At 67.3% G+C, this 16,367-nt stretch carries 16 protein-coding genes, 3 tRNA genes and 1 pseudogene; 13 read left to right on the top strand and 7 right to left on the bottom strand.

What is annotated here, in order from left to right; translation table 11 throughout:
- Positions 1-180 precede the first annotated feature (180 nt).
- The 3 genes and pseudogenes from Sdagh_RS16355 to Sdagh_RS16345 all read right to left on the bottom strand — a co-directional run bounded on the left by Sdagh_RS16355 (position 181) and on the right by Sdagh_RS16345 (position 5,264).
- Positions 181-1,044, bottom strand: a complete 864-nt coding sequence (locus tag Sdagh_RS16355) for a hypothetical protein (protein ID WP_190076695.1) — start codon at positions 1,042-1,044, stop codon at positions 181-183.
- Positions 1,045-1,823: 779 nt separating this feature from the next.
- Positions 1,824-2,036 (bottom strand): annotated as a pseudogene (locus Sdagh_RS16350) (winged helix-turn-helix domain-containing protein); the annotation flags it as partial.
- Positions 2,037-2,129: 93 nt separating this feature from the next.
- Positions 2,130-5,264, bottom strand: a complete 3,135-nt coding sequence (locus tag Sdagh_RS16345; RefSeq protein WP_372478452.1) for an NACHT domain-containing protein — start codon at positions 5,262-5,264, stop codon at positions 2,130-2,132.
- A gap of 424 nt (positions 5,265-5,688) precedes the next feature.
- On the opposite strand from Sdagh_RS16345, the gene Sdagh_RS16340 reads away from it, so the two are divergent.
- Positions 5,689-5,904, top strand: coding sequence for a hypothetical protein (locus Sdagh_RS16340; RefSeq protein WP_189417978.1), 216 nt, complete (start codon positions 5,689-5,691; stop codon positions 5,902-5,904).
- A 22-nt stretch (positions 5,905-5,926) separates the two neighbouring features.
- Here Sdagh_RS16340 and Sdagh_RS16335 read toward each other — a convergent pair whose 3' ends face one another.
- Both Sdagh_RS16335 and Sdagh_RS16330 read right to left on the bottom strand, forming a co-directional pair.
- Positions 5,927-6,583 carry an SDR family oxidoreductase gene (locus Sdagh_RS16335; protein ID WP_189417976.1) on the bottom strand — a complete coding sequence of 219 codons (657 nt, stop codon included), beginning with the start codon at positions 6,581-6,583 and terminating at the stop codon, positions 5,927-5,929.
- 91 nt (positions 6,584-6,674) lie between these two features.
- Positions 6,675-7,934 (bottom strand): amidohydrolase family protein, encoded by a 1,260-nt coding sequence (locus Sdagh_RS16330; protein ID WP_190076697.1) that lies wholly within the window; start codon positions 7,932-7,934, stop codon positions 6,675-6,677.
- Between the two features lie 223 nt (positions 7,935-8,157).
- On the opposite strand from Sdagh_RS16330, the gene Sdagh_RS16325 reads away from it, so the two are divergent.
- From Sdagh_RS16325 to Sdagh_RS16285, 9 genes are all read left to right on the top strand, one after another.
- Positions 8,158-8,230, top strand: a tRNA-Thr gene (locus Sdagh_RS16325).
- Between the two features lie 46 nt (positions 8,231-8,276).
- Positions 8,277-8,349: transfer RNA gene (locus Sdagh_RS16320), tRNA-Met, on the top strand.
- Positions 8,350-8,439: 90 nt separating this feature from the next.
- A complete protein-coding gene (gene rpmG / locus Sdagh_RS16315; protein WP_003948671.1) occupies positions 8,440-8,604 on the top strand; it encodes a 50S ribosomal protein L33 in 165 nt (54 codons plus the stop codon).
- A 78-nt stretch (positions 8,605-8,682) separates the two neighbouring features.
- Positions 8,683-9,135 (top strand): MaoC family dehydratase N-terminal domain-containing protein, encoded by a 453-nt coding sequence (locus tag Sdagh_RS16310; protein WP_190076698.1) that lies wholly within the window; start codon positions 8,683-8,685, stop codon positions 9,133-9,135.
- Between the two features lie 7 nt (positions 9,136-9,142).
- The gene (locus Sdagh_RS16305) at positions 9,143-9,571 is read left to right on the top strand and encodes a MaoC family dehydratase (RefSeq protein ID WP_189417968.1); all 429 of its coding nucleotides are present in this window, start codon (positions 9,143-9,145) and stop codon (positions 9,569-9,571) included.
- Between the two features lie 109 nt (positions 9,572-9,680).
- Entirely contained in the window at positions 9,681-10,220 is a 540-nt protein-coding gene (locus Sdagh_RS16300) for a TetR/AcrR family transcriptional regulator (RefSeq protein ID WP_190076699.1), read from the top strand.
- A 103-nt stretch (positions 10,221-10,323) separates the two neighbouring features.
- Positions 10,324-10,584 carry a hypothetical protein gene (locus Sdagh_RS36490; protein ID WP_264201192.1) on the top strand — a complete coding sequence of 87 codons (261 nt, stop codon included), beginning with the start codon at positions 10,324-10,326 and terminating at the stop codon, positions 10,582-10,584.
- 32 nt (positions 10,585-10,616) lie between these two features.
- The gene (locus Sdagh_RS16290) at positions 10,617-10,997 is read left to right on the top strand and encodes a DUF3291 domain-containing protein (RefSeq protein WP_189417963.1); all 381 of its coding nucleotides are present in this window, start codon (positions 10,617-10,619) and stop codon (positions 10,995-10,997) included.
- A gap of 86 nt (positions 10,998-11,083) precedes the next feature.
- On the top strand, positions 11,084-12,139 hold the full coding sequence (locus Sdagh_RS16285) for a UDP-N-acetylmuramate dehydrogenase (protein WP_189417961.1): 1,056 nt from the start codon (positions 11,084-11,086) through the stop codon (positions 12,137-12,139).
- A 16-nt stretch (positions 12,140-12,155) separates the two neighbouring features.
- Here Sdagh_RS16285 and Sdagh_RS16280 read toward each other — a convergent pair whose 3' ends face one another.
- Together Sdagh_RS16280 and Sdagh_RS16275 are read right to left on the bottom strand one after the other, a co-directional pair.
- Entirely contained in the window at positions 12,156-13,205 is a 1,050-nt protein-coding gene (locus tag Sdagh_RS16280) for an adenosine deaminase (RefSeq protein ID WP_189417959.1), read from the bottom strand.
- Positions 13,206-13,328: 123 nt separating this feature from the next.
- Positions 13,329-14,555, bottom strand: a complete 1,227-nt coding sequence (locus tag Sdagh_RS16275) for a pyridoxal phosphate-dependent aminotransferase (protein WP_189417956.1) — start codon at positions 14,553-14,555, stop codon at positions 13,329-13,331.
- A gap of 271 nt (positions 14,556-14,826) precedes the next feature.
- Here Sdagh_RS16275 and Sdagh_RS16270 point away from each other — a divergent pair.
- The 3 genes from Sdagh_RS16270 (at position 14,827) to nusG (ending at position 16,242) form a co-directional block, all read left to right on the top strand.
- A tRNA-Trp gene (locus tag Sdagh_RS16270) sits at positions 14,827-14,899 on the top strand.
- Between the two features lie 108 nt (positions 14,900-15,007).
- Positions 15,008-15,295: a preprotein translocase subunit SecE gene (secE, locus tag Sdagh_RS16265; RefSeq protein WP_189417954.1), complete on the top strand. Its 288-nt coding sequence runs from the start codon at positions 15,008-15,010 to the stop codon at positions 15,293-15,295.
- An 80-nt stretch (positions 15,296-15,375) separates the two neighbouring features.
- Positions 15,376-16,242: a transcription termination/antitermination protein NusG gene (nusG, locus tag Sdagh_RS16260; protein ID WP_190076700.1), complete on the top strand. Its 867-nt coding sequence runs from the start codon at positions 15,376-15,378 to the stop codon at positions 16,240-16,242.
- Positions 16,243-16,367 lie beyond the last annotated feature (125 nt).

Here is a 16,367-nt window from a genome sequence, read left to right as displayed (position 1 = left end):
TGAGGAAAAGAGCGCCTCGGTGTTGGTGGCGCGGCAGTACGACAGGTGAATGAGTAGTAGGGCTCCGGCCGCGAGCCAGTCAATCCCGGACCGTTCACCCCATAGATCGCGAAGACGTCGTGCGAGAACACCAAAAGACACCACGGCTACCCCCCTGGACTGAGGCTTGCCACTGTAGAGCTAGCCACTGACAGCGCCCCGAAGGTCATGCACGTGCTCCTGGGCGGCCTCCAGGATCGCTTCGACCGCTGCGGTGTACCTCGGGCGGGCGTCTTCTGTACTTCGTACCTCTACGCGCTTCTTCGCAGTCACATGATGCTTGAGGAAGTCAAGCGGTTCTTCTTTGATATGGCCATCTTCAGTAGGGAGGCTAACCAATGCTCGTGCTCGTTCAATACCGCTCGGGCCAATCAAGTATCCAAGCTCAGACATGAAATGCATCGCGTCCTCTTGGAGGCGTCTGTGGCCTCGGGCGCGAGATGTGGCCTGTCCGCGCTTTGGCACCTCTACTTTGTATGTGATCCGATGATCCGGGTAGCGGTCACCCGCTTGCTTGAATCCGAAAATAGACGAGCTCTCTGGTGGCATGAACGCCGGGTTGGGGCGAAATATGAACTCGAAGTTGTGCACGGCTTTAGCGTTTTGGAGTTTTGTCCAGACGTCCTGGCTAATTACCGGCCACAGGGCAACTTCTTCTGCAGTCAATCCGCAAGCATTCATCCACCGTTGAATCGCTGTTGCGCGGGGAGATGCCTGACTGCTTCCCATCATGCCGATGATGTTCCCGTGTTCGAGGAAGCACACCGTTGTGGTGTCAACGAAGCCTCGGTTGCCGTCAAGTCGTAGATCTTCGATGTGGCCGTGGTCTAGGTCGACGGTCTGCAGCTCACCCGATCCAATGCGCCCTACGAGCAGATGCATCATCCCTGACGAGAAGACTGCTTCCCCGACGTAACGGTCCCCATCAGGGGTGACGAACCTTCGCTCTTCGTACGGCTTGGAAGACATCTCTTCGAGTGCCTGCTGCCAGGGCACCTGGTCCATGCGCGGGTTGTAGTCATCCTTCCCGCGAACCACTTCGTAGAAGTAAACGGTCCTGACGCGCCTAGTCGTCACGAAGCCCCCCTCGCGCTGCACGGTTCGAGTCGCGATGCTATCGCCTGGGAGCGTCATGGATAAGTGCACGTGCCAACTTAGGGGCTGACTGGGGATCGCTTCACGACATCCTCTGACGTCACAGACAGTTGCGGGAGGTCGCGCGTCCTCGATCCGCGACTGCACCCTCCGTGGAACTGGGCGTTTCCCTGACTGACAGTGCAACGGCCTGCGACGATGTGGGCCATACAGACGCATGTAACGCCGCTTCCGCCCTCACTGATACCGGATTGCACGGACCCGGAAGCTCACCACGCGGCTCAGGGCCGCCAAGGTCAACGATGCGATCTTCGTGTGCATCGTTCGCCGGGCCGACACTGGAGGGCGCAGCTTGATGCCCTGACTGGCAGCGGTCCGACGATCCCGGACCAGGCAGCGACACTCCTGCGGTCGACGGTTGAAACGTTGGTCTCCACGGAAGTGGTGACTGAGGACAGCGTCGAGCCCGACTACATCTCGCTGCGGGCGATCAAGAGTGAGGAAAGGGCATGGGAGGTCGCGGCAGCGTTTCATGCCGCCTTGCATGGGCTCCGTCAGCTCTGCCTCGTTGTCCCAGGGGTGAGTGGGAGGGCACTAATTCTGGACCGCTTGGCGGACGACATGCGGACGGCGAAGCAACTGGGGCAGGTTCTCACGACTGTCCAGGCTGGTCAGAGAGCGGACCGTGGCACTTTCTGCGGGGGACTGTAGGCACTACGGCCCCGCACCTCTAGGGCGCCTTCAGCGACCAGACGGGCGAGCACTTGCCGAAGCGCCGTCCGACCAATGCCCAGTGTTTCGGCCAGCGTGCGCTCTGAAGGAAACTTGCTACCGGGGGCGTACTCGCCGGCGGCGAGCCGTGCGCGAAGCGTGTCGTAGACCTTGGTCGTCTTCGGTCCCATCCGCGGAGCACTCTCCGTTCTGCCGTGGTGCGTCCCAGGGTAGCGGGCGAGTCAAAACTCGATCTGGTGGGTGATCGAGCACAGCGCAGATTGTCACCACTTTCGATAACTAACATGAACTTCAACGCCTTCGCCGACTCCGTCTGTCAGTACCTCTACGGGGCCGTATGCAATCACGCTAATGTTGAGCGACCGCGCTTCATTGAAGCATGTCAGATCGAGCTTTATCGGGGACGACGTATGTGCGTAGATTCCAACTTGCAGGTAACGCAGCGCGTGGGCGTGTGCTGCCAGTTCTGTCAAGGAGTCCGCAGCACCATGATGGAGAAGCACCGTTGCGGACTTGAGGGATTCGAGGTGCCGTAGTTCTTCGGCATTCTTAATGCGGGCAAAGAACTGCAACGCCAGATGTTTGATGGTGCCGTAAGCGCCTATACCCCGCAAGTCGATATCACTGTTCGAGTGAAGTGACAATTCCTGCAGAGACGGGAAACGCTCCGCTTGGCCCACGAGAGGTCGTGTGGCACATCTGACCAAGGTCAGTTCCGTCAAGCCCGGCATTGGCGGTAGAGCTCCAGCGTCGACCGCAACAGACGTCTTATGCCAGCGCCCTCGCAGGGTTAGAGTCGTGAGTTTTTCCAGGTGACCCAGGCGAGGTACACATGCGCTCGATCCGTCCTCGTCGGTGAAGCTGATGTTCAGCTCCGTCAAATCGGCAATACTGGCCAGCTCTGCCTCTCGGAAGCGGCCCCCATATGCGGACACTAGGAGTTGTCTAAGGTGAGGGAGCTTGCTTCCCCAACTTAGATCATTGAGGGGAAACCCGACGCTCAGTCGTACTAGCTCTCCGAAATGCTCGACCACATCGAGTACCTCTGGAAACTGTAGATCGAGCGAATTTTTGAACGCAGGCGACTTCGACAGCACACGAATCGCGTATTCTCTGGCGTCAAACTGGTTCCAGCTTCGTGCAAGTTCTTTGTGAACAGCTACCCGGCCATCTGGCCCGTACGAAGAGATCAACTCAAGAGCGGCATCGCCACCGATCAAGGCGGCAGCGCGCACAGTAGAGGCAGCCTGGTTAACCTTCAACCCCTTATGCGCGCGAGGGAGGAGGGCGAGAACCGTCTCGCCAGCGGCTGCAAGCTCTTTCGCTTCCGAGAACCTCGTCGGCGGGATAAGACGTTCGGCACTTTCGCGAACGCGTCGATAAGTTGCCGGGTCGAGTTCGTCGGCATTCTCAAGGCAAGCTGCCGCGAGTAGATGCAACTTTGTGGTAAAGGTAGGCTCTTCGTCTCCCCGGAGCAAAAGCTCGTCGAGGATTATTTGGCGTTCATGTGGGCGAGCATGCCCAACGGCCATGGTTACCGCTTCATGCCATTGATCTAGATGAGCGTTAGCTATCAAGACGCCGATGTCATTAAGCGCTATCAAATTCTCCGCTGCTAAGTATTCCTGGAAAGTGCGATGGACAAAATCCACCCGCCCTTCGACGGGTGTCCGCAGTACACCACTTCGTACCATCAAGTATTTGTAAACGTCTTCGGCGCCGTCATCAATAGCTGGCATGCCGGTGAGAGCGTTCTGAATCTGTTCGACAGCTTGTGTGCTGGTGCAGTCGGTCCAGCCGTTTCTTAGCAGCCAATAAGCCAGATTCCCCAGGATACGCTTCTTCTGGTGAAGGGTCAGCGTTGGGGCATTTGGGTGAACGATCTTTCGCTCGTTATCCCTTCTTACCAGCAGCATTTCCAGAGCAGCCGCATACAGCTCCATGCGGCCGCGGGGCAGTTGCATCCTCCGGTCGCGGTTCAGGGTGCAGAGAAGGGCGCACAGTAGCGGGTTGGATGCCAGTCTTCGCAACTGGCGCTGGGTATTAACTTGTGTGATCAGTTCTGCTTGAAATGTGTCGAGGTCGTCGTCGTTGTCGTCCGAGTTGGGCCCCATGGCTTCACGCGCTGCTTTATGCCAGTGGTGAATGAAGCTTTCTATGTCACTCTTGCCCATGGGTAGAAGATCGAGAGCGACGAAGCCGTCGCGCGCCAACCACTTCTCCTCGGCGGCTGCCGGACGAGACGTGACGATGTAGCGGCACTGTGGGTATATAGAAATCAGATCCTGCAGCCACCTTTTCGCCTCCTCGCGCTGACCCTCTGGGAGTTCATCGACGCCGTCTATTAGAACTAGGGCATGTCCCGTCCCGAGGACTGAGTTAACCCAGCCGTCGGGCATTTCCCCTGCCAAATTCCTGCCGATTTCGCTTAGAAACTCTTCGGGCGCAGGAAGGTCTCTATCGGCGAAGCGGCGAAGCGGCAATACGAAGGGAACGTGGTCAGTGAGGGCTAGCAGCTCTTCTTCGAGCGTCCCGCGTGCGGCGTTAACGGCCAACCAAAAAAGTAGTGTGCTCTTGCCTGATCCGGCGTCCCCACGCAGCAAGATGCGAGGGAATGCGGCGAGCGCGGCCTCAGAGCGAAGGCTGCCTGACGCTCCAGATACCTCGTCCGAGTCCTGTCGAGCGCTCTTGTTGGAAAATTTTAGGCTGCCTTCAATCGTGCTTCCGTGGCTCTGGGCGCCGGCATCGGCGAGGGCCAGGCTAATATAGGCGGTACTCAAAGGATAGCTTTTTGCTTCTGGGTTAGCGAGGGTTAGTCCAAATAGTTCAAGCTGGTCCAGTTTTTGAACGACGTACCGTGCGTAACGACTTTCGAACCGGCGAATGCGTGCGTCCTTTTCTCCGGATACTGCCCAACGCACGCGGTCAGTCTCAACGAGGAGCAGGTTGATGCGCGCAAGTTGCTCCTTGTTGACGACTGCCAGAAATGACGGCCAGGTGGAAACGAAGTGAATCACCTGCGCCGAGCACTCGAAAATCATTCGCTGATAGAGCTGCTCACCCTCTTCACTGAGGGCTCGAGTGGCCGCCTTGTCGTCGGTCTCCTTGATTACGGCATCCGCAAATGTGGCGGGATCCAAGCTGCAGTCGAACATATCGACCCGCGTGGCCGTGAATGCGGCGTTAGCCGCCTCAGCGGCGGCGTTGACTTCGTAGCTCGCCATCCCACGGAACTCTGTTGCGATGACAGGCTCCAGTGCGGAAGTAACAAGGGTGGAGAAGTGTGTTATATCTTTGTCGGTTATCTGTCGGGGAGGGCGGATTTTGTTTGCCAGTCGCCCCTTGGCGGGATTCCTCGTAGCGAGGATTCCATGATTCGGAGTAGTGACCGCTCGCATGATCGCAGTGCTTGCTGCCCTCAGTGCACTGGCCGCTAGCTTGGCCGCAACCGCTTCCCACCCCACGATGACCCCTCCCCAGTGTCGTAGATCACTTTATAGGGTCATGGCTGTCGAGTGAGGGCGGTTGCCCTAGATCGATGCAAGAGACTGTGATCGGCTGGCATCGAAGGGCGTCTTAGGCGCCGTGAGCGTGAGGCTGTGGACGACGAGTGGCCGGCGCCTGACCCCCGTCGATCCAAGGTGCCCGTTTCAGCAGGTCAGGAGTCCTCGCGTCGGAGCAGACATCGCAGACTGTAAATCTGCCGGCTCAGCCTTCCCAGGTTCGAATCCTGGCGCCGCCACACTGGGGAAGACCCCCTCTCATCTGCGGAAACGTAGATGAGAGGGGGTCTTTGTCATAGGTGTGCGGCACACTGGCCCCATGTCGTCCCGTCGCCGCGCCTGCCCCGAGTGCCGCCGTGAGATCGCCGTCGTCGCCGGTCGGTACGCGCGGCACGATCCGCCCGGGGCGAGGGGGAGCGGGGAGCTGACGTCCTGTCCGGGCTCCCGCCGGCCCGCGCGGACGGGGGACGCCGTCCAGCCGTCGCTGGACGGGTACGTCGTCCCCGACTTCCCCGGGCAGCTGCCCCTGTTCTGAACGGCCGCCGCGGCGGCGCGGCTCAGTTCCCGGCCACCGACTTCACCGCCACCGCCACCGGGGCCGAACCGCTGATCAGCTCCAGGGTGAGCCCGGCCGTGGCCGGGGTGTCCACCAGCTCCGCCAGGACCGCGGCCACGTCGTCGCGCGGGACGGGACCGCGGCCCGTGCGTGCCTCCAGGCGGACCAGGCCGGTGCCCGCGTCGTCCGTGAGGGCGCCGGGGCGCAGGATCGTCCAGTCCAGCCCGGCCTGCGACCGCACGTACGCGTCCGCCTCGCCCTTCGCCCGCAGATAGACGTCGAAGACTTCGTCGCCCTGGTGCTCGGGATCGGCGGCCATGGAGGAGACGACCACGAAACGCCGTACGCCCGCCCGGACCGCCGCGTCCGCGAACAGGACCGCCGCGGCCTTGTCCACCGTCTCCTTGCGGGCCGTCCCGCTGTCCGGGCCCGCGCCCGCCGCGAAGACCGCGGCGTCCGCGCCCCGCAGGCGCTCCGCGACCTCGTCGACCGTGGCCGACTCCAGATCCAGGACGACCGGTTCGGCGCCGGCCGCCCGCAGATCGTCGGCCTGCTCGGCCTTGCGGATGATGCCCGCCACCTCGTCCCCGCGCGCGGCGAGCAACCGCTCCAGCCGCAGCGCGATCTGACCATGACCACCAGCGATGACAATGCGCATGTACTCGACCGTACGCCCCGGCGGCCGTCCTCGCCGCACGGCGATCCGGCGCCGCCCCCGCTCCGCCCCGACCGGCTGCCCTGCCGGACCGTCAGGGCAGCCGGCCCCGCCCCTGCCGGGGCAGCCCCAGCGCGGTGGCCGACGCGGAGTCGCCGTACTCCCGTACCGCGCTGGTACGCGCCACCACGCGCCCCCGGTGCACCACGATCCGGCTGTACGCCAACGAGAGCGCCCCCGCGAGCCGGTCCCCGCGGACCGCGAGCAACTCGGCCGGGAAGCCCGCCTCCACCCGCACCTCGGGCAGCCCGAGCGCCGCCCGGGCCGCCCCGCTCACCGCCTCGTAGGCGTCCTCCGGCCGCAGCCCGTGCCGGGAGGCCAGCAGGTAGGCCGCCTCCAAGGGGTCCCCGCGGCCCACCGGGTTGGCCAGGTCGCGCAGCGCGCCGCTGCCGGCCGCCACCCGGACGCCCGCCCGCCGCAGCAGCCCCACCGGAGCCGCCTCGCGGAGCCCGGCGCCGCCGCAGCCGCCCTGCGGGAGGCACACCACGGTCACCCCGGCCGCCGCGAGCTGGTCCGCCGCCCGGCGGGCGACCTCGGCCGGCAGCCGGTCCAGCCCCCCGCACGGCCCCAGGGTCACGCCCGGACGCAGTCCGCCCGCCATCGCCGCCAGCCGGGCCAGCCGGGCCGGATCGGCGGCGTCCGTGTGCAGGTCGACCGGGCAGCCGTGCTCGGCGGCGACCTCCAGGACCGCCTCCACGTACCCCGCCGGGTCGGGGTCCAGGTCCGGGCAGCCGCCCACCACGCCGGCGCCCATCTTCAGCGCATCGCGCAGCATCGCCAGCCCGTCCGCCCCGGCCGTCCCCGTCAGCACCCGTGGCATCGCCACCGTCGTCAGCCCGACCAGGCCGCGCAGCGCCCGGCCGGCCCGCAGGACGGCCGTCAGGGCGCCGAGCCCGGAGACATCACCCACCCGCACATGCGCCCGCAACGACGTCGCGCCGTGGCCCAGTTGCAGCAACGCCGCCTCGGTCACCCGGTGCTGGACGTCCCGGGACGCGCGGGACACCGGCCCGCCGGAGTCGGCCGTCAGGGCGGTGTCGGCGTGGGCGTGGGGGTCGGCCGGGGCCGGCAGGAGCAGGTAGCCGGCGAGGTCGACGCGGGCACCGGCGCCGGGCGGGCCGGCCGCCGCGAGGCTGCCCGCCGTGCCGACGGCCTCGATGCGGCCCTCGCCCAGCCGTACGTCCACGGTCCGGCCGTCGGCGAGCCGCGCCCCCGACAGCAGCAGCGGGCCGGGGCCCGCCGGACCCCGGCGCGAGGACGAGTGCGAGGGCTGCTGCGGCTGGCTGTCGGGCATCGCACTCCTCTGGGCTCGGGGCTGCGCAGTGGGGGACGCGTGATCACGCAGAGTGAGTCGAGCCTAGGACGGCGGCCGGACCGTGAGGCGCAGGAGCCCAATAGTCGTACCGGTGGGGTCGGCCCCCTCCGGCCCGTCCGGAGGGGGCGGCGACGGGTCGGGGCAGGAGCCGCGAAACGGATTTGGGCGAACGGCGGCCGACCGTGTAATGTCTTCATCGCTCGCCCCAATAGCTCAGTCGGCAGAGCGTCTCCATGGTAAGGAGAAGGTCTACGGTTCGATTCCGTATTGGGGCTCTGGTGTGAGAGATTCCCGCCGCAAGGCGGGGCTCGATCGCATCGCAGCGGTGTAGCTCAGTCGGTAGAGCAAGCGGCTCATAATCGCTGTGTCACCGGTTCAAGTCCGGTCACCGCTACTCTAAGTAGCCGATTGCGGGGTCGGTCCTTCGATCGGCTACTCTTCTATGCATTAACCCAGTCCCATCCGTTCGTCAAGGAGCACTCACGTGGCTGCCACCGACGTCCGCCCGAAGATCACGCTGGCCTGCGTGGAGTGCAAGGAGCGGAACTACATCACCAAGAAGAACCGGCGTAACAACCCGGACCGTCTTGAGATGAAGAAGCACTGCCCGCGTTGCAATGCGCACACCGCGCACCGCGAAACGCGATAAATCAGGCTCGTACGCGAGGCCGTCCCCGAAGGCTGGGGGCGGCCTCGCGTCGTTTCGATCACAGGAGGTGCCGAGCCCATGGCGCTCGACCAGTCCTTCGTGGGGCGGACCTATCCGCCCACCGAGCCCTACGAGGTGGGCCGGGAGAAGATCCGGGAGTTCGCGGAGGCGGTGGGTGACACCAGCCCCGTGTACACCGATCCCGAGGCGGCCAAGGCGCTCGGTCATCCCGATGTCGTCGCGCCGCCCACCTTCGTGTTCTCCATCACCTTCAAGGCCGCCGGCCAGGTGATCGCGGACCCGCAGCTGGGCCTCGACTACAGCCGGGTGGTGCACGGCGACCAGAAGTTCGCCTACGCCCGTCCCGTACGGGCCGGCGACCGGCTCACCGTCACCTCGACCATCGAGGCGATCAAGTCCCTGGCGGGCAACGACATCCTGGACATCCGCGGCGAGGTCCACGACGAGACCGGTGAGCGCGTCGTGACCGCCTGGACCAAACTGGTGGCCCGCGCGGCCGAGGGGACGTGAGCAGCCGATGACGTCGAAGATCGCGTACGACGACGTGGAGGTCGGCACCGAGCTGCCGGCCCGGACCTTCCCCGTGACCCGGGACGCGCTGGTCCGGTACGCGGGCGCGTCCGGGGACTTCAACCCCATCCACTGGAACGAGAAGTTCGCCAAGGAGGTCGGCCTGCCGGACGTCATCGCGCACGGCATGTTCACCATGGCCGAGGCGATCCGGGTGGTCACCGACTGGACCGGGGACCCGGGCGCGGTCGTCGAGTACGGCGTCCGGTTCACCAAGCCGGTCGTCGTGCCCAATGACGACCGGGGGGCCACGATCGAGGTCAGCGCCAAGGTCGCGGCCAAGCTCGACGACCGCACCGTCCGCGTCGACCTCACGGCGACCAGCGCCGGCCAGAAGGTCCTGGGGATGTCCCGGGCGGTCGTACGGCTGGGCTGAGGTCCCGGAGAGGGCGGCAAGGGGCGTTCACTTGAGTGAGCGCCCCTTGCGCGTGGTGGCCGTACGGCATCACTTGACCCAGTTAGTGATTGAGTACTAACTTCCCTGCATGGTCAGGATGAGCGCAGAGGAGAGGCGCGAGAGCGTCGTCCGCGCGGCGATGTCCGAGTTCGCCCGCGGCGGCTACTACGGCACGTCGACCGAGGCGATCGCCAAGCGGGTCGGGGTCTCGCAGCCGTACCTCTTCCGGCTCTTCCCGGGCAAGCAGGCGATCTTCCTCGCGGCGGCGGAGCGGTGCATCGAGGACACCGTCCGCACGTTCGAGGAGGCGGCCGAGGGGCTGGAGGGCGATGCGGCCCTCCAGGCCATGGGGCACGCCTATGCCGAGGTCATCGCGGAGCGGCCCGAGCGGCTGCTGATGCAGATGCAGATGTACCTCACCGTGGGCGCCGCCGAGGAGGCCGGTGACCGGGAGTTCGGCGAGGTCGTGCGGGCGGGCTGGATGCGGCTGTGGGACACGGTCCACGCGCTGCTCGGCGGCGACGGGGCCGACACGACCGCCTTCATGGCCAAGGGGATGCTCATCAACTCCCTGACGGCCATGAGGTTCCCTCCCGGGCACCGGATCTGGGAAGGCGTGTACGCGTAGGAGAGGGGCCGGCCGCTCGCGCCGCCGGCGCCTTCTCGTGACCGTAGAAGTTAGTCATCGATAACTAACCGTCGAGTCTCCGGTGACACTCTCTGGGGGAGTCATGTCACAGCAGCAGTCCGTACACCGCGGGGGAGCGGTCTGGGCCCTCGTCATCACCAGCGTGGCCGGTTTCATGGCCGCCTTTTACGGGACCGCGTCGGCCTTCGTCGACGGACTGCGGCCCGCGCTGGTCACCGGCGCCGCGGCGGTCGCGGCCGGAGCGGTGGCTGCGCTGCTGATCCCGGCCCGTAGTCCGGCCCGCCCGGCGGACGAGGACAGCGGGACGACGCCCGCGCCCGCCCTCGAAGCCGCCGCCCGCTGATCCCGGCCCGCAGTACCGACAAGGAGCCCGCCGTGCCCACCCTGCCCTGGACCGCGCCGAACACCCCGCCGCGCGCCACCGACGTCCACGTCTTCGCCTCCCGCTTCGAGACCCGCACCCTGTGGGGCGCCCTCCGCTTCCTCCTCCGGACCCCCGGCGTGTGGCGGCGGGTGGGGCGCGCGCCCGGCGCGTACGGCGCCTCCCTGAGGGCCCGCCCCTTGCGGCGGACCTTCTGGACGCTGTCCGCCTGGGAGTCGCCCCGGGCCCTCAGGGACTTCGCCCGCTCGGACGGCCACGGGCCGGCGGCCGGCGGGCTGGCCCCGCAGATGAAGGACGCGAAGTTCGTCGCCTGGACGGCCAGCGGCGACAGCCTCCCGGTCGACTGGGAGGAGGCGCTCCGGCGCCTGGAATGACCGGGCACGCGCGCGTACGGGCGGGAGACGGCCCCGGCCGTTCCTCGCCCGTGGCGCTGTCGGTGCCGTCTCGTAGTCTTGGGCGCGTGCAGGAACTCCACGACGCCCCCCTCGCCCCGCTGACCACCTTCCGGCTGGGCGGTCCCGCGACCCGGCTGGTCACCGCGGCCACCGACGCCGAGGTGATCGCCGCCGTCCGCGAGGCCGACGCCACCGGTACGCCGCTGCTGGTGATCGGCGGCGGTTCCAACCTGGTCATCGGCGACAAGGGCTTCGACGGCACCGCGCTCGTCGTCGCCACCAAGGGCTTCGCCCTCGACGGCACCCGCCTGGAGCTGGCCGCCGGCGAGGTGTGGACCGACGCCGTCGCGCGCACGGTCGAGGCGGGACTCGCCGGCGTCGAATGCCTCGCCGGCATCCCCGGCTCGGCCGGCGCCACCCCGATCCAGAACGTGGGGGCGTACGGCCAGGAGGTCGCCTCCACCATCACCGAGGTCGTCGCCTACGACCGCACCCTGGGGGAGACGGTCACCCTCACGGCCGAGCAGTGCGCGTTCTCGTACCGCCACAGCCGCTTCAAGGCCGAACCGGAACGGTACGTGGTCCTGCGCGTCCGCTTCGCCCTGGAGGACGCGCGCGGACTCTCCGGACCGGTCCGCTACGCCGAGACGGCCCGCGCCCTCGGTGTCGAGCCCGGCGACCGGGTCCCCCTGGTGGCCGCCCGCGAGACCGTGCTGAAGCTCCGCGCGGGCAAGGGCATGGTCCTCGACCCCGAGGACCACGACACCTGGTCGGCGGGGTCGTTCTTCACCAACCCGGTCCTCGGCCAGGAGGAGTTCGCCGCCTTCCGCGCGCGCGTGCGCCGACGGCTCGGCGACGGCGTGGAGCCGCCCGCCTACCCGGCGGGCGAGGACCGCACCAAGACCTCCGCCGCCTGGCTGATCGACAAGGCGGGCTTCACCAAGGGCTACGGTACCGGCCCCGCCCGCATCTCCACCAAGCACACCCTCGCCCTGACCAACCGGGGCTCGGCCACCACCGAGGACCTGCTCGCCCTGGCCCGCGAGGTCGTCGCCGGGGTCCGGGACGCCTTCGGCATCACCCTGGTCAACGAGCCGGTGACGGTCGGCGTCAGCCTCTGAGACACCCGGCCGCCCGTCAGCCGAGGCCGGGAGGGGCCGCGCCGATCCAGGCGTCCACGTCCGACAGCAGCTTGGTCTTGATGTCCTCCGGGGCCGCCGAGCCGCGCACCGACTGCCGGGCCAGTTCGGCCAGTTCGGCGTCGGTGAAGCCGTGGTACCGGCGGGCGATCTCGTACTGCGCCGCCAGCCGGGAGCCGAACAGCAGCGGGTCGTCCGCGCCCAGCGCCATCGGCACGCCCGCCTCGAACAGCTTGCGCAGCGGCACGTCCCCGGGCTTCTCGTAGACGCCCAGGGCCACGTTGGACGCCGGGCACACCTCGCAGGTGATCTGCCGGTCCGCCAGCCGCTTCAGCAGCCGGGGGTCCTCCGCCGCCCGGACGCCGTGGCCGATCCGGTCCGCCTCCAGGTCGTCCAGGCAGTCGCGGACCGAGGCCGGCCCGGTCAGCTCGCCGCCGTGCGGCGCGGAGAGCAGCCCGCCCTCCCGGGCGATGGCGAACGCCCGGTCGAAGTCCCGGGCCATGCCCCGCCGCTCGTCGTTGGAGAGCCCGAAGCCGACCACGCCCCGGTCCGCGTAGCGCACCGCGAGGCGGGCCAGCGTACGGGCGTCCAGCGGGTGCTTCATGCGGTTGGCGGCCACCAGCACCCGCATCCCGAGGCCGGTCTCCCGCACGGTCGTGTCCACCGCGTCCAGGATGACCTCCAGCGCCGGGATCAGCCCGCCCAGCCGCGGCGCGTACGAGGTCGGGTCGACCTGGATCTCCAGCCAACGCGAGCCGTCCCGCAGGTCCTCCTCCGCGGCCTCCCGTACCAGGCGCTGGATGTCCTCGGGCTCCCTGAGGCACGAGCGGGCCGCGTCGTAGAGCCGCTGGAAGCGGAACCAGCCGCGCTCGTCCGTCGCCCGCAGCTTCGGGGAGTGGCCCCCGGAGAGCGCCTCGGTCAGGACGTCGGGCAGCCGGACGCCGTGCTTGTCGGCGAGTTCCAGCAGGGTGGCGGGCCGCATCGACCCGGTGAAGTGCAGGTGCAGATGGGCCTTGGGCAGCTCAGAGACATCACGTACACGCTCCATCCAAGGATCTTGCCGTACGCCGGGCGGGTCCCGGTAGCCGATTGCCCGTACGTGGTCTTGCTCGCACAAAGGAACAGGGCGCCCTTCGTGGCGAAGGGCGCCCTGTTCCGCGGCCGGACCGGGTCAGTCCCTGGCCTCCGCCAGCAGCTTCTGGACGCGGCTCACGCCCTCGACGAGGTCCTCGTCACCCAGCGCGTAGGAGAGGCGCAGGTAGCCGGGGGTGCCGAAGGCCTCACCGGGCACCACCGCGACCTCGGCCTCCTCCAGGATGAGCGCGGCCAGCTCCACCGTGTCCCGCGGACGGCGGCCGCGGATCTCCTTGCCGAGCAGCGCCTTCACCGAGGGGTAGGCGTAGAACGCGCCCTCGGGCTCCGGGCAGAGCACGCCGTCGATCTCGTTGAGCATCCGCACGATCGTCCTGCGGCGGCGGTCGAACGCCTCGCGCATCGTCGCGACGGCGTCCAGGCTGCCGGAGACGGCGGCGAGCGCGGCGGCCTGGGAGACGTTGGCGACGTTCGAGGTGGCGTGCGACTGGAGGTTGGCGGCGGCCTTCACCACGTCCTGGGGGCCGATCACCCACCCGACCCGCCAGCCGGTCATCGCGTACGTCTTGGCGACGCCGTTGACCACGATGCACTTGTCGCGCAGCTCGGGGACGACCGCCGGGAGCGAGACGGCCGTGGCGCCGCCGTAGACCAGGTGCTCGTAGATCTCGTCGGTGAGCACCCACAGACCGTGCTCGACGGCCCAGCGGCCGATGGCCTCGGTCTCGGACTCGGAGTAGACCGCGCCGGTCGGGTTGGACGGGGAGACGAAGAGGACGACCTTGGTCTTCTCCGTGCGGGCCGCCTCCAGCTGCTCGACGCTGACCCGGTAACCGGTCGTCTCGTCCGCGACGACCTCGACCGGGACACCGCCGGCCAGCCGGATCGACTCGGGGTACGTCGTCCAGTACGGCGCCGGGACGATGACCTCGTCGCCCGGGTCGAGAAGGGCGGCGAACGCCTCGTAGATGGCCTGCTTGCCGCCGTTGGTGACGAGGATCTGGGAGGCGTCGACCTCGTAACCGGAGTCGCGCAGCGTCTTCGCGGCGATCGCGGCCTTCAGCTCGGGCAGGCCGCCGGCCGGGGTGTACCGGTGGTACTTCGGGTTCTTGCAGGCCTCGACCGCCGCCTCGACGATGTAGTCGGGCGTCGGGAAGTCCGGTTCACCGGCGCCGAAGCCGATCACCGGCCGCCCGGCGGCCTTCAGGGCCTTGGCCTTGGCGTCGACGGCGAGGGTGGCGGATTCGGAGATCGCGCCGACTCGGGCGGAGACCCGGCGCTCGGTGGGAGGGATTGCAGCGCTCATGGGCCCATCGTTCCAGACCGGAAACCTGCCCGGCACGCGGGTTTCACGGAGTGAACAGGTCCGGACAAACAGCGGAACACCAGTCCGGAACCACCCTCCGGCCAGGGCGATCTTCGGTCACCTCGACCCCGCCCGGTCCCGTACCGGCGCTTTCTGTTCGACGCCCGGCGCCGAACCACGTACACTCTCACCTCGTCGGCCTCCAGCAGCCCGCGCCCACCCGGTGCACACCAAGCACCCGGGCGGATGCGGTACGTTGGGGGGCACGCAAAGGGTCGTAGCTCAATTGGTAGAGCACTGGTCTCCAAAACCAGCGGTTGGGGGTTCAAGTCCCTCCGGCCCTGCTACACACACCTTCGCCAGGATGTGTGCGCATGTACGTACAGCAATGCACCGCCGTGCGGCTCAGACCGGGCGCGGCACGGCCACGACCCGGAATCAGGTGAGGACGAGTGACGGACGCCGTGGGCTCCATCGATACGCCTGATGCCCAGGACGAGGCGCCGGACTCCAAGAAGAAGCAGCGCAAGGGCGGCAAGCGTGCCAAAAAGGGTCCGCTGAAGCGTCTCGCGCTCTTCTACCGCCAGATCATCGCGGAACTCCGCAAGGTGGTCTGGCCGAGTCGCAATCAGCTGACGACATACACCACTGTGGTGATCATCTTCGTCGTCATCATGATCGGCCTGGTCACCGTGATTGACTATGGGCTCAGCCACGCCGCCAAGTACGTCTTCGGCTGACCCGCGAGCGAAGAGCGCCGAGGTACCCGGCGCTCCTTTCGCGTGTTCCACCCCTATGTATCCAGGAAGAAGCAGCCACCGTGTCTGACCCGAACGTGAACGACGCCGTTGAGCCTCACGAGGTGGAGGCCGAGTCCGTCAAGGACGAGTTCGACGCCGTCGACACCGCGTCGGGCGACGAGGACACCGAGGTCTCCGCCGAGACCGAGGCTGCCGACGTCGAGTCCGCCGACGCCGAGTCTGCCGAGTCCGAGGATGCTGACGCCGAGTCCGCCGAGGACGCCGACGCCGATGCCGCCGACGAGGCGGAGGCCGAGGACGAGCCCGAGATCGACCCGGTCGAGAAGCTCCGCCAGGAACTGCGCGTCCTGCCCGGCGAGTGGTACGTCATCCACACGTACGCCGGCTACGAGAACCGCGTGAAGACCAACCTGGAGCAGCGCGCCGTCTCGCTCAACGTCGAGGACTACATCTTCCAGGCCGAGGTGCCGCAGGAAGAGGTCGTCCAGATCAAGAACGGCGACCGCAAGACGATCCGCCAGAACAAGCTGCCGGGTTACGTCCTGGTCCGCATGGACCTGACCAACGAGTCCTGGGGCGTCGTCCGCAACACCCCGGGCGTCACCGGCTTCGTCGGCAACGCCTACGACCCGTACCCGCTGACCCTGGACGAGATCGTCAAGATGCTCGCCCCGGAGGCCGAGGAGAAGGCCGCCCGCGAGGCCGCCGAGGCCGAGGGCAAGCCGGTGCCGCAGCGCAAGGTCGAGGTCCAGGTGCTGGACTTCGAGGTCGGCGACTCGGTCACCGTCACCGACGGCCCGTTCGCCACCCTCCAGGCCACGATCAACGAGATCAACGCCGACTCCAAGAAGGTCAAGGGTCTGGTCGAGATCTTCGGCCGCGAGACGCCGGTCGAGCTCTCCTTCGACCAGATCCAGAAGAACTGACCTTCTGGCTCGAAAACGTCCGAGCAGGTCAGACGGTTCGCTCCGGCGAGCGTCTGACCTGCTCGGTTTTCAGCCGCGCATCCATACCCGTTATCGTTGTGCGGTATGCCTGCGTCCGGGTTGTC

Source organism: Streptomyces daghestanicus (genome assembly GCF_020521275.1).
In the GTDB taxonomy this organism is placed as follows: domain Bacteria; phylum Actinomycetota; class Actinomycetes; order Streptomycetales; family Streptomycetaceae; genus Streptomyces; species Streptomyces griseoviridis.
Note: the sequence above shows the minus strand (reverse complement) of the source record. Positions and strands in the feature narration are given on the sequence as shown.

Bases quoted from the DNA above. Each gene is read 5' to 3' on its own strand.
- Sdagh_RS16355 (WP_190076695.1), bottom strand. From the start codon at position 1,044: ATGGACCAGGTGCCCTGGCAGCAGGCACTCGAAGAGATGTCTTCCAAG.
- Sdagh_RS16345 (WP_372478452.1), bottom strand. From the start codon at position 5,264: ATGCGAGCGGTCACTACTCCGAATCATGGAATCCTCGCTACGAGGAAT.
- Sdagh_RS16340 (WP_189417978.1), top strand. From the start codon at position 5,689: ATGTCGTCCCGTCGCCGCGCCTGCCCCGAGTGCCGCCGTGAGATCGCC.
- Sdagh_RS16335 (WP_189417976.1), bottom strand. From the start codon at position 6,583: ATGCGCATTGTCATCGCTGGTGGTCATGGTCAGATCGCGCTGCGGCTG.
- Sdagh_RS16330 (WP_190076697.1), bottom strand. From the start codon at position 7,934: ATGCCCGACAGCCAGCCGCAGCAGCCCTCGCACTCGTCCTCGCGCCGG.
- Sdagh_RS16310 (WP_190076698.1), top strand. From the start codon at position 8,683: ATGGCGCTCGACCAGTCCTTCGTGGGGCGGACCTATCCGCCCACCGAG.
- Sdagh_RS16305 (WP_189417968.1), top strand. From the start codon at position 9,143: ATGACGTCGAAGATCGCGTACGACGACGTGGAGGTCGGCACCGAGCTG.
- Sdagh_RS16300 (WP_190076699.1), top strand. From the start codon at position 9,681: ATGGTCAGGATGAGCGCAGAGGAGAGGCGCGAGAGCGTCGTCCGCGCG.
- Sdagh_RS36490 (WP_264201192.1), top strand. From the start codon at position 10,324: ATGTCACAGCAGCAGTCCGTACACCGCGGGGGAGCGGTCTGGGCCCTC.
- Sdagh_RS16280 (WP_189417959.1), bottom strand. From the start codon at position 13,205: ATGGAGCGTGTACGTGATGTCTCTGAGCTGCCCAAGGCCCATCTGCAC.
- Sdagh_RS16275 (WP_189417956.1), bottom strand. From the start codon at position 14,555: ATGAGCGCTGCAATCCCTCCCACCGAGCGCCGGGTCTCCGCCCGAGTC.